At 52.0% G+C, this 13,674-nt stretch carries 14 protein-coding genes; 13 read left to right on the plus strand and 1 reads right to left on the minus strand.

All coding sequences use genetic code 11. The annotated features are described in order from the left end of the window. Window positions 1–406 precede the first annotated feature (406 nt). The 13 genes from C1A10_RS18595 to C1A10_RS15680 all read left to right on the plus strand — a co-directional run bounded on the left by C1A10_RS18595 (window position 407) and on the right by C1A10_RS15680 (window position 12,176). Window positions 407–583, plus strand: a complete 177-nt coding sequence (locus C1A10_RS18595; protein WP_180951175.1) for a hypothetical protein — start codon at window positions 407–409, stop codon at window positions 581–583. Next, entirely contained in the window at window positions 537–1,292 is a 756-nt protein-coding gene (recO, locus tag C1A10_RS15625) for a DNA repair protein RecO (RefSeq protein WP_101911136.1), read from the plus strand. Before C1A10_RS18595 ends, recO begins: the two co-directional genes overlap by 47 nt. Window positions 1,293–1,337: 45 nt before the next feature. Continuing rightward, a complete protein-coding gene (locus C1A10_RS15630; RefSeq protein WP_101911137.1) occupies window positions 1,338–3,719 on the plus strand; it encodes an endonuclease MutS2 in 2,382 nt (793 codons plus the stop codon). 90 nt (window positions 3,720–3,809) lie between these two features. Next, window positions 3,810–4,106, plus strand: coding sequence for a hypothetical protein (locus tag C1A10_RS15635; protein WP_101911138.1), 297 nt, complete (start codon window positions 3,810–3,812; stop codon window positions 4,104–4,106). Between the two features lie 196 nt (window positions 4,107–4,302). Beyond that, window positions 4,303–5,250 carry a peptidylprolyl isomerase gene (locus C1A10_RS15640; RefSeq protein ID WP_242968953.1) on the plus strand — a complete coding sequence of 316 codons (948 nt, stop codon included), beginning with the start codon at window positions 4,303–4,305 and terminating at the stop codon, window positions 5,248–5,250. A gap of 61 nt (window positions 5,251–5,311) precedes the next feature. Beyond that, window positions 5,312–6,670, plus strand: a complete 1,359-nt coding sequence (locus C1A10_RS15645) for an MATE family efflux transporter (protein ID WP_242968954.1) — start codon at window positions 5,312–5,314, stop codon at window positions 6,668–6,670. 139 nt (window positions 6,671–6,809) lie between these two features. After that, a complete protein-coding gene (locus tag C1A10_RS15650) occupies window positions 6,810–7,421 on the plus strand; it encodes a sigma-70 family RNA polymerase sigma factor (protein WP_101911139.1) in 612 nt (203 codons plus the stop codon). Between the two features lie 137 nt (window positions 7,422–7,558). Next, complete coding sequence (locus tag C1A10_RS15655) at window positions 7,559–7,840, plus strand: zinc-ribbon domain containing protein (RefSeq protein ID WP_101911140.1); 282 nt, start codon at window positions 7,559–7,561, stop codon at window positions 7,838–7,840. Window positions 7,841–8,093: 253 nt separating this feature from the next. Further along, window positions 8,094–8,297 (plus strand): DUF1858 domain-containing protein, encoded by a 204-nt coding sequence (locus C1A10_RS15660; RefSeq protein WP_101911141.1) that lies wholly within the window; start codon window positions 8,094–8,096, stop codon window positions 8,295–8,297. Then, on the plus strand, window positions 8,297–9,007 hold the full coding sequence (locus C1A10_RS15665) for a class I SAM-dependent methyltransferase (protein ID WP_101911142.1): 711 nt from the start codon (window positions 8,297–8,299) through the stop codon (window positions 9,005–9,007). The genes C1A10_RS15660 and C1A10_RS15665 overlap by 1 nt, the downstream gene beginning before the upstream one ends. After that, window positions 8,985–9,740, plus strand: a complete 756-nt coding sequence (locus C1A10_RS15670; protein ID WP_180951176.1) for a Nif3-like dinuclear metal center hexameric protein — start codon at window positions 8,985–8,987, stop codon at window positions 9,738–9,740. The genes C1A10_RS15665 and C1A10_RS15670 overlap by 23 nt, the downstream gene beginning before the upstream one ends. Before the next feature lie 28 nt (window positions 9,741–9,768). Then, window positions 9,769–10,656, plus strand: coding sequence for a 4-(cytidine 5'-diphospho)-2-C-methyl-D-erythritol kinase (ispE, locus tag C1A10_RS15675; protein ID WP_180951177.1), 888 nt, complete (start codon window positions 9,769–9,771; stop codon window positions 10,654–10,656). A 242-nt stretch (window positions 10,657–10,898) separates the two neighbouring features. Further along, on the plus strand, window positions 10,899–12,176 hold the full coding sequence (locus C1A10_RS15680) for a hypothetical protein (protein ID WP_101911144.1): 1,278 nt from the start codon (window positions 10,899–10,901) through the stop codon (window positions 12,174–12,176). Window positions 12,177–12,307: 131 nt separating this feature from the next. Here C1A10_RS15680 and C1A10_RS15685 read toward each other — a convergent pair whose 3' ends face one another. Further along, the gene (locus C1A10_RS15685; protein WP_101911145.1) at window positions 12,308–13,666 is read right to left on the minus strand and encodes a PFL family protein; all 1,359 of its coding nucleotides are present in this window, start codon (window positions 13,664–13,666) and stop codon (window positions 12,308–12,310) included. Window positions 13,667–13,674: the final 8 nt, after the last annotated feature.

Here is a 13,674-nt window from a genome sequence, read left to right on the forward strand (position 1 = left end):
CACCCCGGGTTGTAAGATAAAATGACACTTCATTCAATATATCATAAAATGATGGCAAAAAATCGTCAAAAAAAGGGGAAAGATAGACTAAAATATGTTTGCGCCGTATCAACATTAAATTAATTTAAGCATAGCACGCTGAAGAATAAATGTACAGAATTTTTACGGAAGTTGTTTAAAAATTGTTTGAGTTGTAAATACTTGTTAGAACGGTTTTCCCAGAGCGCCGTATGAAAAAGCGCGTTGCTTGACGTGCTATTCAGAAAATGATACTATATCTTTTGATAAAACCTAGTTTTTGTAGTTTGTCAAGTCCTAAACTATTGGAAATTCTGAAAGACTTTCCCTGCTATAAATCACTGCCCGGCCGGAAACGATACTACTGAGAATGATGGAGGTGGTAATCGTGGAACCGAACGAAATCAGTGCATATAATGCGTTCCTTCAGACAGGGAAAGTTGAAGATTATCTCAAGTACATTCACACTATGCAGGCGGCAGCCCCCACTCAGGGAGCCGCTTTAACAGGAGAAAGCAGTGCATATCACGACGGACGCGATCGTGCTGCGGGAGCAATCGGTTGATGAGTTTGACAGCGTGCTCACCCTTTTGACGAGGGACTGCGGCATTATATCTGCCTACGCACGGGGAGCCAGAAAGCCGCGCGGAACGATGAGAGTTTCCGTGGAACTGCTGAGCTACTCGTGTTTTGTGCTGTTTTGCAATAAAGATAAATATACGGTGGACAAGGCCGATCTCAACCATGTATTTATGGGAGTGCGCGCGGACGTTGAAAGGCTGTCTCTGGCCGCTTATTTTTGCCAGCTCGCCGCAGAGCTGGCTCCGCGGGAGGAAGAGGCGCAGGATTATCTGCGGCTGCTGCTGAACAGCCTTTATCTTCTCGATCAGAACAAGCGCACCTGTACATTCATCAAACCTGTTTTTGAACTGCGGCTGATGGCGATGGCGGGCTATATGCCTGATCTTGTGGCCTGCGCGGGCTGCGGCTGCTATGAAGCCGGCCAGATGTTTTTTATGCCGCTTTCTTCCGGAATTCTCTGCGGCAGCTGTGCCGCAAACCTGCCGGATAACGAGCGGCGTATTCCGGTATCAATAGGAGTATTGGCCGCCATGCGGCATATCCTTTATGCGGAGCAGGAAAAACTGTTTCAGTTTTCGCTGCCGCAACCGGCTTTGGAGCGCCTTGGCGAAATTACGCAGCAGTATATTATGGTGCAGCTGGATAAGCGCTTTGATACGCTGGATTTCTATTTCAGCATCCGGAAGAGTTGAAAGCATCGGTTGACAGGACAAGGCGAAAAGATCGACGGAGGAACTATGGACAAACATTGTAAATCGATAGAACTTGATAAAATCCTTTATATGCTGGCGGGTTTCTGTTCCTGTGCGGACAGCCGCGCAATGGCGCTGGCGATTGAACCGGAACGCGATATCCGGGATGTCCGTGCCCTGATGCAGCGGACGGTGGACGCAAACACCCTGACCACACGCTACTCCACCCCGTCGGTCGGCGGCGTGGAGAACTGCTCTGCCGCGCTGAAACGGGCTGAAATCGGCGCGCGCCTGTCGCCGCGCGAATTGCTGGAGGTTGCGCGTGTTTTGCATGCGATTGACACCATTGAACGCTGGAGAAACCAGCTTGAGGGCGAACCCACCAGCCTGGAGTTCCTGCTGAATTCTGTAATTGCGCTGCCCACGCTTTACCGCAATATCTCTTCCGCAATTCTTTCGGAAGAGGAAATCGCGGATAACGCGAGTCCGGAGCTGGCCGAAATACGGCGCAAGATTCGGCAGGCCGGCTCAAAGGCGCGGGAAGTGCTGGACAAAATGGTTCGATCCGCAACTTACCAGAAGTATCTGCAGGAAAATATTATTACCCAGCGAGACGGGCGTTTTGTCGTGCCGGTTAAAATCGAATACCGCAATGAGATCAAGGGGCTGGTGCACGATACTTCCGCGTCTGGTTCCACCATTTTTGTGGAGCCGATTGCGGTGGTGGAAGCAAATAACGAAATCCGGATTCTGCAGGGGAAAGAGCAGACTGAAATTGACCGTATCCTGTATGAGTTGTCCGCACAAGTGGGCGGCTGCGCGGACAGTATCCGGGGAAGCTATGAAGCAATCGTGGAACTGGACCTGTACTTTGCCAAAAGCCGCATGGCGGATGCCATGCGCGCCACTGTTCCGGCCATTAATGCGGACGGGATTGTGAATTTAAAGAAAGCGCGCCACCCGCTGCTGGATAAAGAAAAAGCAGTGCCCATTGACCTGCGCCTCGGCAGTGAATTTGATACGCTTGTTGTTACCGGCCCCAATACCGGCGGTAAAACGGTGGCAATCAAAACGCTTGGCCTGTTGGTCATGATGGCGCAGTGCGGGCTGATGCTGCCGGTTGCAGACGGCAGCACGGTACCTGTTTATGAAAAAGTTCTGGTCGACATCGGGGATGAACAGAGCATTGAGCAGAGCCTGTCTACCTTTTCAGCGCATATGACCAATATTATCCGCATTTTGCAGGAGGCGAACGGCCGTTCGCTGGTTCTGCTGGATGAGCTTGGTGCCGGCACCGACCCTGTGGAGGGGGCGGCGCTTGCCGTCGCGATTATCGAGCGGCTTCGGGAACAGCGCGCAAAGGTAGTGGCTACCACACATTATGCGGAAATAAAAATGTATGCGCTTAATACACCGGGCGTCGAAAACGCCTGCTGCGAATTTGATGTGGCGACCCTGCGGCCGACCTACCGGCTGCTGATCGGCGTACCCGGCCGCTCCAATGCCTTTGCGATCAGTGAGCGTCTGGGGCTCCCGCATGATCTGATCGAACACGCCAAATCCCACGTATCCGGGGAAAATACGCGGTTTGAAGATGTCGTGTCCCAGTTGGAATCCACCCGCCAGGAACTGGAGCGGGAACGGGAGCTTGCGCAGACCAAGCGCGTGGAGGCGCAGCGTACCAGCAAGGAGGCCGACGAACTGCGCCGTACGATGGAAGCCGAGCGGGAACGGGAACTGGAGAGGGCGCGTGTGCAGGCGCGCGGCATCGTTGAACAGGTGAACGCGCAGGCGGAAAAACTGCTCAGTGAACTGGATGAACTGCGAAAAGAAAAGGAAAGCGCACAGTTTGCCGACAGGCTTTCCCAGACCAAGGTATCCTTTAAAGCGGATATGCGCAGGCTGCGTGATCTGGCTGATCCTGTTACCCGCAAGAACCCGGACAACTACCAGCCGGAGCGCCCGCTGAAACGCGGGGATACCGTCCGTCTGGTCTCCATGAACACCGAAGGGGTGCTGCTTTCGGCGCCGGACGGGCAGGGCTTCGTCAATGTCCAGGCGGGAATCATCAAGACAAAGATTCATCAGTCGGAAGTGCGGCTGGTTGACCGCAAAGAGAAACGCGTCACTTTGAGCAACTCGAGGATTTCCATGAAGGATGTGACGTCCCGCTCCAAGCGCGACGTGAAAACGGAGCTTGACCTGCGCGGGATGACCAGCGGCGAGGCAATCGTCGAGCTGGACCGCTATATTGACAGCAGCGTTCTTTCCGGAGTGGGCACGATCACGGTCATACACGGCAAGGGGACCGGCGCGCTCCGTGCCGCGATTCAGGAACACCTGAAATCGCACAGGAGTGTAAAAACCTTTCGCTTGGGCGTTTACGGCGAAGGGGAATCCGGTGTGACAGTGATTGAGTTAAAATAAACAAATTTACTCTACTTTACATGTTGAATACTTTATGTTATCATAAAAATAGTATAAAATAAAATTTCATATAGATTGTGAGCTGATATTGTGGAAACAAAAAAGAAACCAGGTTCCCTCACATTTAAGGGCAGACCGCTTATACGCAGCGGAAAAACAATTTACTACGGGGATATGGGCGACAAGTATGTTGCGATGCTTCAGATTTTAAATGAAGTTCCGTTTAAGGATACGATGGTTCCGAACCGTGTCGCGGTTCAGATCTGGTCAACCGATGATGAACTCCGGCCGCGCGACCGTGTTGTGAAAAAGACGGAAAAGACGACTTTGTATGATGCGCTGAGTATCGCTTCCATCTGGCTGGAAAGGCAGCTTTCGGAAAAATAAGCCTTACCGTTTCACTCATTCTATTCAGATGAAACCGCTATGCCGGCGAAACGCCGGTTTTGGCGGTTTTTTGTTTCTTGTAGCGGACGCATAAGTCACACATGCCGAATTTACAAACGGTTCATTGTGAAAATGGGCAAACTATGCTATACTCATATCCTGTTCGGATTTTAAATTATTTGGAGGATATCAATCTATGAAACGAACTGTTGCATTATTTATGGCGCTGCTGACCGCTGCGTCTCTTACCGCCTGCGGAGCTAAAGGAGATTCGGAGTCGTCTTCCGCAGACGCTTCGTCCCAGTCTTCCGCGCAGGATACGGCGCCTTCCGAAGCGGCTTCGTCTGAAGAAGCCTCGGAGCCGGTGGATGTCGAAGCGTTTAAAGCCGAAATGGAGGCGCTTTATGCCGGGACGGGAGATTATGCGGATCTTCCCGTGGCCGTTATGGAAACCAGCGAAGGGACGATCAAAATCCGTCTGTTCCCCGAACAGGCCCCAAAGGCTGTGGAAAATTTCATCGGGCTTGCGAAAAAAGGCTACTATGACGGCCTGACCTTCCACCGTGTCATCAGTGACTTCATGATTCAGGGCGGTGACCCGAAAGGTGACGGAACGGGCGGAGAGAGCTTCTGGAACAAGCCGTTCGAGGATGAGTTCTCGGATCTTCTGCATAATTTCAGGGGTTCCCTTTCTATGGCAAATGCCGGGGCTGATACAAACGGCAGCCAGTTTTTCATTGTTCAGAACAAAACGGCGTTTACGGATGATTCCGAACAGTCCCAGTACCTGCTGCAGATGTATATGAACAAGGAAGTGTACGAAGCCACGAAGCAGCTCGAGGAAGCCCAGAAGGCCGGAAAGTCCGAGGAAGACCTCAATAAAATGATCGATGAGCTGAATCAAGCCCTGAGCGCAAAACAGGCCGCGGGTGTTCCGCAGGATTATTCGGAAAAGATGGATCCGGTCATGGCCATGTATCAGCAGGAAGGCGGAACCCCCCATCTGGATAATAAGCATACGGTGTTCGGCTTTGTATTTGAAGGGATGGACGTGGTAGATAAAATTGCCGCTGTTGAAACCGATGAAAATGATAAACCGGTTCAGAGCGTTTTGATCAACAAAGTGGCCATTGAGGAAAAATAAGAGGACGGCGGGCTTTCAGGCCCGCCTGTTTTCTGCATTTGATTGACAATGAGGGAAAGACATGAAATTTATGATCAGTGAAAAAGGCTTTTATAAGATGCTGGCCGCGATTGCCCTGCCGATTGCGCTTCAGAATCTGATTACGGTCATGGTTTCAATGATGGACACGTTAATGATCGGCCAGCTTGGAGAAACACAGCTGTCCGCCACCTCGATCGCCAACCAGCTTTGGTTTATACTGATGATCATCTGCTTCGGCGTTTCGGGCGGAGCGAATGTGCTGATTGCGCAGTATTGGGGTAAAAAAGATGTCGAAGTAATCAGGCGGGTGGAAGCGATCACCTATAAGATCGGGTTTGCCGCATCCATCCTTTTTGGAAGCATTGCGCTGCTGGCGCCGGAGACCTTTATGGGGATTTTTACGACCGAATCCGCCGTAATCGAATATGGTTCGCAGTATCTGCGCATCATCGGCTGGTCGTATCCGCTTTACGCGGTCGCCAATATTTCGATCATGATGTTGCGCTCGGTCGGAACCGTTAATATTTCGGTGGTGGTCTACCTGACTTCCCTGATCGTCAACACTTCCCTCAACTATATGCTGATTTTCGGAAAGTTCGGAGCGCCCGCGCTGGGAATCCGGGGGGGAGCGCTTGCGACCGTCTGCGCCCGCTGCACAGAATTTGCAATTGCGGCATATTATGTTTTGTTCAGGGAAACAAAGATTCGTTTCCGGCTGAAAAACCTGCTGACCTGCAACCGGATGCTGTATAAGAAATACGGGGCCCTGTCTGCCCCGGTTGTTGGCAATGAGATCATGTGGGGCCTCGGAGCGTCGATGGCGGCGGTCGTTATCGGGCGGATGGGCACCAATTTTGTTGCCGCAAACAGCATTTATACAGTGCTCAACCAGCTGGTAACGGTCATCATTTTTGGCGTCGGCAATGCTGCGCTTACGATTGTCGGGAATACAATCGGCGCCGGAGATTACGAGCTTGCAAAGCGGAGATCGCTTAAGCTCTATGTGCTTTCCGTCCTGCTGGGCCTTGTTTCAGCGGGGATCACGCTGCTGGCAAGTCCGCTGATTGTATCGTTTTATCACTTCGCTCCTGACACCGTCCAAATTGCGCTTTCAATCAATCGTGTAGGCGCGCTGATCGTATTTTTCCAGTCTCTGGCCATTGTCGGTATGATCGGGATTCTGCGGGCGGGCGGAGACGCAAAATTTGTTTTGGTTTGCGAGGTCGCGTTCCTATGGGGAGTTGCGGTCCCACTTGGATTCTTTACAGGATTCGTTCTGCACTGGCCCACATGGGCGGTATTTCTTTGCCTGAAATGTGATGAGATTTTAAAAACCGCAATCTCTACGATCAGAATTCTGAAGTTTCAGTGGCTAAAAGATATCACGATCCGGGACTGAATATGGAAAAATTCACAAAAAAAACGGGAATCAACGCCTGATTTTTAAAAATATCTTGACAAAATCATGTTTAATCGCTATACTAACAGTTGTATCAGTTTAGTTAGTGGCGTTGGTCGCATAGGTCGGGAGAATTTTGATGAATGCATCCTCAAAATCCGAAATTTTTGAAGAAAAGTCCGATGAGATGCTTGCATTGCTTGCTAAAGAGGGAAGCGACGAGGCATTAACCAATCTGATTCAGCGATATGTTCCTCTGGTTTATCTAAGAGCGCGTGCCTATGCGAAATCAGGTCTTGATGAGGATGATCTGTTTCAGGAGGGGATGATTGCCCTGCTGAAAGCAGTCCGGAATTATCGCAGTGATCTGGAAGGCAGCTTCAAGACTTTTGTTGCTGTCTGCATTAATAATAAGCTAAACAGTGCAGTCGCAGCGCATATGAGGGACAAAAACGCCCCCATGCGCGGGTATCTTTCTTTGGACGATTCTGAAGTTTCGGAAGAGCAGTTGGCGGATTCTTCTGTCCGGAGCGACCCTGAGTTTCTGGTGATTCAAAGTGAGGAAGCAGATGCGCGAAACAGGCGCATAGAGAACCTTTTGTCTATCTTCGAGCGGCAGGTCTTAAAACTTTATCTCAGCTCCTATTCCTATGATGAAATGGCAACTAATCTCGGTTCATCCACGAAAGCTGTTGACAATGCCTTGCAGCGAGTTCGGCGAAAGCTGCGGACGGTGTTTACTTACGAGTAAACAAACCGCGTACCTATTTTGTGACAGTCCCGAGAGGGATTGCATATATACCCTTTGGCGCCTTTGGCAGAGCTTGTTTTCAATCTCGGTCCACTCAGTCCAGCGGGTAAATCAAAAATTAAGCGAGGTATATCAAAATGTACACAGACAAAACATTAACATGCAAAGAGTGCGGAGCCGAGTTTGTCTTCACCGCTGGTGAACAGGAGTTCTATGCGGAGAGAGGCTTCGTAAATGAGCCTCAGCGCTGCAAAGCCTGCCGTGATGCGCGCAAGAACAATGCCAGACCCCAGAGAGAAATGTATACCGCTATCTGCGCGAGCTGCGGCCGCGAAGCAAAGGTTCCTTTCCAGCCTCGCGAAGACCGTCCGGTCTATTGCTCTGAGTGCTTTGCAAAAATGAAGGAATCTCAGAACTAATTTTTTTTAACAAATCAGGCCGCCGTTTTATACGGCGGCTTTTTCATCAAGAAAAGGCTATACAGCTTTTTTTGCACGCGAGAAAAATTCATAATATGTTGATCATTTCAGCTGAGATTATGGTATAATAACCTTAAGGCGGTTATGATACCGAATGATAGCCAATTATTCTGCGCGTGCTTTGCACGTGTGGTATAATCAATAAAACAAAAATGTTTTATAAATTACAAAGTTTAAAACAGGGGATGAAGTTATGGTCTATACAAGAGATACGCTGATTGGAGAAGTTCTGGATTCCGATATGTCCTTAGCGGAATATTTTTTGGACATGGGGATGCATTGCCTGGGTTGTCCGGCTTCCCGCGGCGAAAGCATAGAAGAAGCATGTGAGGTCCATGGAGTCGATTGTGAGGAACTTCTGGAAAAACTCAACGCATACCAACAGAAAGAAGCCTGATGAAAACGCTTCCAAAACTGGATCAGCGCCTGGCCGCGATTGCGTCCCTGGTGCGTGATGGCGCCTGCTGCGCAGACATTGGAACCGATCATGGGTATTTGATCGCATGGCTTGCCGCAGCCGGCCGAATCCGGTTCGGCTATGCCTGCGATATTCATGAAAAGCCGCTGAAAAAGGCGGCTTTCACTTTGTCTGCCTGCGGTGTGGCGGACAAAGTGAAACTGCTGCGGTGCGACGGACTTTCCGGTTTGCGCCGGGGCGAAGTAGATGACATTGTTATTGCCGGCATGGGCGGGGAACTGATTTGGGACATCATTGATGCCGCCGAATGGACGCGCGATCAGAATCTGCATTTTTTGCTTCAGCCGATGACCAAACCGGAACGGCTAAGACAGAGCCTCTACCGGGGCGGGTTTCTGATCAGCAGGGAGCATGCTGTTATTTCGGGGGATTTTCCCTATACGGTGATAGAAGCCTGCTATACCGGCACTCCCCGCGAAATTGATACGCTGTTCGCTTATACAGGAGTGCTGCTTCATCAAAACAGCGAAGACGCAAAAGCGTACCTTGCCAAAACGGCCCGTTCCATCAGGGAAAAGGTGGATGGGCTTTCAAAAGCGGCAGGAAACAGCGAAGAACTGGTGCAATACCGTCTGCTGCTTGAACGATTGGAAGGAGAGTTGCACAATGACTGTGCAGGATGTATATGACCGAATCCACCGCGCGGCTGATTTTTCTCTTGCCATGGAGTTTGATAACCCGGGATTACTGGTTGGGGACCCGGCGGCGCAGGTTACGTTTGCGCTGGCGGCGCTTGATGTGACCGACGCGGTGATTGCGGAGGCCGCGGCGAGCGGCGCGAACCTGATTATTACCCACCATCCGGTTATTTTCCATCCGATGAAACGGGTGACAGCCGACTCGCTGGTCTGGAAGCTGATACGGGAAAATATCTCGGTGATCAGCGCCCATACCAACCTCGACCTTGCGAAAGGCGGTGTGAACGATATTCTGGCGCAGAAACTGGCGCTTGGGAATATTGAACTGCTGGAAAACGGTGAAGGGTTGGGCCGCGTGGGCACCCTCCCGCGCGGAATGACGCCGCCGGAATTTGCATATTATACCAAGCGGATGCTGGACGCGGACGCGGTGCGGTATTGCGACGGCGGACAGGCGATCGAGCGGGTCGCGGTCTGCGGGGGAAGCGGCGGCAGCCTTTTGGAGGCGGTTGCCGCCTCCGGCTGCCAGGCATTTGTTACCGGCGATGTAAAACACGATGTCATGCTGGATGCGGTGCACAGGGGAATCACACTGGTTGACGCGGGGCATTTCGGGACCGAAACGTTTGTGGTGGATTATCTTGCACAACTGGCCGCGGAAGTTTTGGGGAAAGAGGCGGTTGCCGTCGCCCAATCCAATATCCCTGTGGCGGTTACCATTTGACCGTCCGCATAAACGGAGGAAATCAGATATGAAAAAGTCAGTGGTCGCAGGCGCTCCCGGCAAAATCAATCTTTCCCTTGATATTACCGGCATCCTGCCGAATGGATATCATGAAATGGATACCGTTTTGCAGGCAATCGACTTGTGCGATACGATCACCGTTAAAAAACGGGCTCAGGACGGAATCCTGATCTTCTGTGACCGCCCGCGTGTCCCATGTGATGAAACGAATCATGCTTATATTGCGGCTCTGAAATTTTTTGATACCTTTGGGATTGACGACCGCGGGATTGAAATCGATATCTGTAAGAGGGTGCCTGTGCAGGCTGGTCTGGGCGGTGGCAGCGCCGATGCCGCGGGGGTATTGACGGCTTTGAACGTGCTTTATGAGGTCAATGCAGATTTGGAGACCCTCTGCCGGATTGGCGTAACGGTCGGCGCTGATGTACCGTTCTGCCTCGCGGGGGGAACCAGGAGGGCGCGGGGTATCGGGGAACAGTTTGAGCAGCTGCCCGATTTACCGGACTGCCTCCTGTTGATCGCACAGCCGGCATCCGGGATTTCAACGCCGGAGAGCTTTCGCCGCTATGACCGGCTGGTTGGTGTGCGGCATCCGGATGTAGAGAGCCTTGTCCGCGCCATCAAAGCGGGAAATGTCAAAGAGGCCGCGTCCCATTTGGGCAACGTGCTGGAGGATACGGCGGGGCTGCGGGAAATACCGGAGCTGAAAAGCATGATGCTGAGCGCGGGAGCGCTGGGTTCTTTGATGAGCGGCAGCGGGTCGGCGGTATTTGGAATCTTTGAAAGCCGGTGGCTGGCAAAACGTTGTATGCGAAAGCTTTATAATAAAGCAAATTGTGTGCTGCTTGCACATCCGGTTCCTCATGGGGCCGAAGTGATACAGGTAGTTGAATAAATACATAAAAAGAGAGCCGGGTCTGCAGCCGCAGACCCGGCTCTCTTCAGATACAGGCAGAAATTTCGGAATATTGATGTGTGGAATTTTTCACAGAATATTCAGCTGTTTATCACATAGCCCGCAAACGGATATCACATCCAATGAATATACTGTTTACGTTGACAGGAGTTGTCCGTATGGAGAACGGATATACTCCCGAACAAAACTGATCAAACCAGATTTTAAGGAGGCAAACACCCATGAAAAAAATTCTGTCAACGGCTCTTGCAAGCGCGCTTGTATTGAGCACAGCGTCCCTGCCCGCATTTGCGGCGGCAAGCAGCAGTGGTGTTGTAAACATGGCAGGCGTTGGAAACGTTTACGACGAGGACGGCGACGATATTTCCTGGTCGGTAAGCGGCGGTTCTCCTTCCATCAGCGACGGCTCCATCACACTGGACGGTGTAAACCCCAACCAGACCATCTATATTCCGTTGGGTGCGGATACGAATCTTGACGATGTCACCACATTGAGCGATGGCGGTACGGCGGCAGCGATCGACCTCGGCGACGACGACCTGTTTAAGATTACCACAGATAAAGACGGCACAGGAAAATCACTCATTAAAAGTGTTATGCAGGTTTCCAACAAAAAACTCGGAGATCTTGACCGTGGGAGTTATTTAAAGATCGAACTGGGGGACACCACCACCACGTCCGAATTGAAAGCAACAGCCGATGTCACATTTAAGGCCAAGAAAGATATGGACAGTTCCACTTCTTCCTTGACCCCCAATAGCGGAAGCGCATTTGACTGGACTTCCGGAGAAACCGCGGACCTGAGCATTACCTTCTGGATCAATAATACAAAAATCACAGGTTCTGACGGCGACGCCGACACCGGCGACAGCGTCTACTTCTCTCCGGAGGATAATGAGAACAACACCCTGATTTGGGGCGATGACCGCGCCGCAATCTATTTTTCAAGCGATGACGACGCTTCCGATTTCTATGCGAAGCTGTCCACCAAGTCTGACTCCGACATTTATGCCGAATACGGCGATCCTGTCAATGCCGACCTCTGGTTCTTTGATTTTGTCGGCAACCCGACCGTTCCCTCCACTTCCCGCGCGACTCTGACACTGGGCATTCCGTGGGATGAGGATGAGGATTATGCTCCCAATCCGGGGGACTGCTATATTTACGAAGTGGATTCTGACGGCTATCTGACAGATGTGACCGCTCAGTTCACTTATGACGAAGACAATGACAGCACCACCGGCATCGCGGGCTGGACCATTAAGACCCGTACTCTGGGCACTTACGTGATTTCCGATACCGAGTTGGATGTCACTTCTTATGACGATGTGGACGAAGAAACTTCCGATGTTCCGGAAGAATCCGAAGATGCTGCTGTGGATACCGGCAAGGATATCCCGAACACCGGTTCCTCCGACATGGTCGGTGTGGCAGTCGTGGCGGCGGTTGTTTCCCTTGCCGCGGCCGGTGCAGTTGCTCTCAAAAAAGCATCCAGATAATGCAAATCCTCTTTTTCCACTTTGAAGGCCGCCGGATGAATCCGGCGGCCTTTCCTATCTGCTTACTGCCCATATAGAATCAAAAAAGCCCGCAGCGGCGGGCTCTTTTCAGTTGGGGCTGCAAAGTTTGATCAGTTTTTCAGGCTCTGGAGCGGGGCGGGAATATGTCCGCCGCGGTTGATGAATTTGGCCGGGGACACCTTGCTGACCGGCATGACCGGCGCTGTGCCGAACAAGCCCCCAAATTCAAGCTCCTCGCCGTCTTTCACCCCGATCGCCGGGATAATGCGGACGGCGGTCGTTTTGTAATTCACCATACCGATTGCCGCTTCATCGGCAATGATTCCGGCAATCACTTCGGCGGGCGTATCTCCCGGAACGGCGATCATATCGAGGCCGACTGAGCAGACAGCGGTCATTGCCTCCAGTTTTTCGATGTGCAGCGCGCCGCAGCGTGCCGCGGCGATCATGCCCGCATCCTCGGAAACCGGGATAAACGCGCCGGAAAGGCCGCCGACAGACGAGGATGCCATGACGCCGCCTTTTTTCACAGCATCGTTGAGCATGGCGAGCGCGGCGGTTGTCCCGCAGCCTCCGCAGATGTCAATGCCGATCTCTTCGATGATATGGGCGACGGAATCCCCTACGGCGGGGGTGGGGGCCAGCGACAGATCCACAATGCCGAACGGAATTCCCAACCGGCGGCTCGCCTCGGTGCCGATCAGCTGGCCGACGCGGGTAATTTTGAAAGCGGTTTTTTTAATGATTTCAGCAATCGCGGTAATATCCGTATCCTCCGGCGCGGCGGCCAGAGCGGCGCGGACAACGCCGGGGCCGGAAACGCCCACGTTGATGACGCAGTCAGGCTCCCCGGCGCCATGGAAGGCGCCCGCCATAAAGGGGTTGTCTTCCGGCGCGTTGCAGAACACTACCAGTTTGGAAGCCGCGACACACTGGCGGTCGGCGGTGATTTCAGCACAGCGGCGGATGATGTTTCCCATCATTTTTACGGCGTCGAGGTTGATACCGGCCTTTGTGGTGCCGATATTGACGGAGGAGCAGACATGGGAGGTCTGGGACAGCGCCTCCGGAATCGCGTTGATCAGTGCCTCATCCCCTGCGGCAAACCCTTTGTGCACAAGGGCGGAGAACCCTCCGATAAAGTTCACGCCGACTTCAATCGCGGCTTTTTCCAGCGTCAGCGCGTACTGAACCGGGTCGCCTCCCGAAGCGGCAATCAGCATCGCGATTGGGGTAACGGCAATCCGCTTGTTGATAATCGGGATTCCGTATTCTGTTTCCAGCGCTTCGCCGGTTTTGACAAGGTCTTTTGCGCACCGGGTGATCTTTTGATAAATTTTTTCACAGGACCGGTTGATATCGCCGTCCGCACAGCCCAGCAGGGAAATCCCCATGGTAATGGTGCGGATATCGAGGTTCTGATCCTGTATCATTCTGATTGTTTCCAGAATGTCACTGGTATTCAGCATATAGATTA

This window comes from Marasmitruncus massiliensis, from assembly GCF_900186535.1.
GTDB classification, from domain to species: Bacteria; Bacillota; Clostridia; order Oscillospirales; family Ruminococcaceae; genus Anaerotruncus; species Anaerotruncus massiliensis_A.

What these genes read in the sequence shown, in the direction of transcription:
- C1A10_RS15660 (WP_101911141.1), top strand. Translation starts at nt 8,094, where the DNA reads ATGGTCTATACAAGAGATACGCTGATTGGAGAAGTTCTGGATTCCGAT.
- C1A10_RS15665 (WP_101911142.1), top strand. Translation starts at nt 8,297, where the DNA reads ATGAAAACGCTTCCAAAACTGGATCAGCGCCTGGCCGCGATTGCGTCC.
- C1A10_RS15645 (WP_242968954.1), top strand. Translation starts at nt 5,312, where the DNA reads ATGAAATTTATGATCAGTGAAAAAGGCTTTTATAAGATGCTGGCCGCG.
- C1A10_RS15680 (WP_101911144.1), top strand. Translation starts at nt 10,899, where the DNA reads ATGAAAAAAATTCTGTCAACGGCTCTTGCAAGCGCGCTTGTATTGAGC.
- C1A10_RS15655 (WP_101911140.1), top strand. Translation starts at nt 7,559, where the DNA reads ATGTACACAGACAAAACATTAACATGCAAAGAGTGCGGAGCCGAGTTT.
- C1A10_RS15670 (WP_180951176.1), top strand. Translation starts at nt 8,985, where the DNA reads ATGACTGTGCAGGATGTATATGACCGAATCCACCGCGCGGCTGATTTT.
- ispE (WP_180951177.1), top strand. Translation starts at nt 9,769, where the DNA reads ATGAAAAAGTCAGTGGTCGCAGGCGCTCCCGGCAAAATCAATCTTTCC.
- C1A10_RS15640 (WP_242968953.1), top strand. Translation starts at nt 4,303, where the DNA reads ATGAAACGAACTGTTGCATTATTTATGGCGCTGCTGACCGCTGCGTCT.
- C1A10_RS15630 (WP_101911137.1), top strand. Translation starts at nt 1,338, where the DNA reads ATGGACAAACATTGTAAATCGATAGAACTTGATAAAATCCTTTATATG.
- C1A10_RS15650 (WP_101911139.1), top strand. Translation starts at nt 6,810, where the DNA reads ATGAATGCATCCTCAAAATCCGAAATTTTTGAAGAAAAGTCCGATGAG.
- C1A10_RS15685 (WP_101911145.1), bottom strand. Translation starts at nt 13,666, where the DNA reads ATGCTGAATACCAGTGACATTCTGGAAACAATCAGAATGATACAGGAT.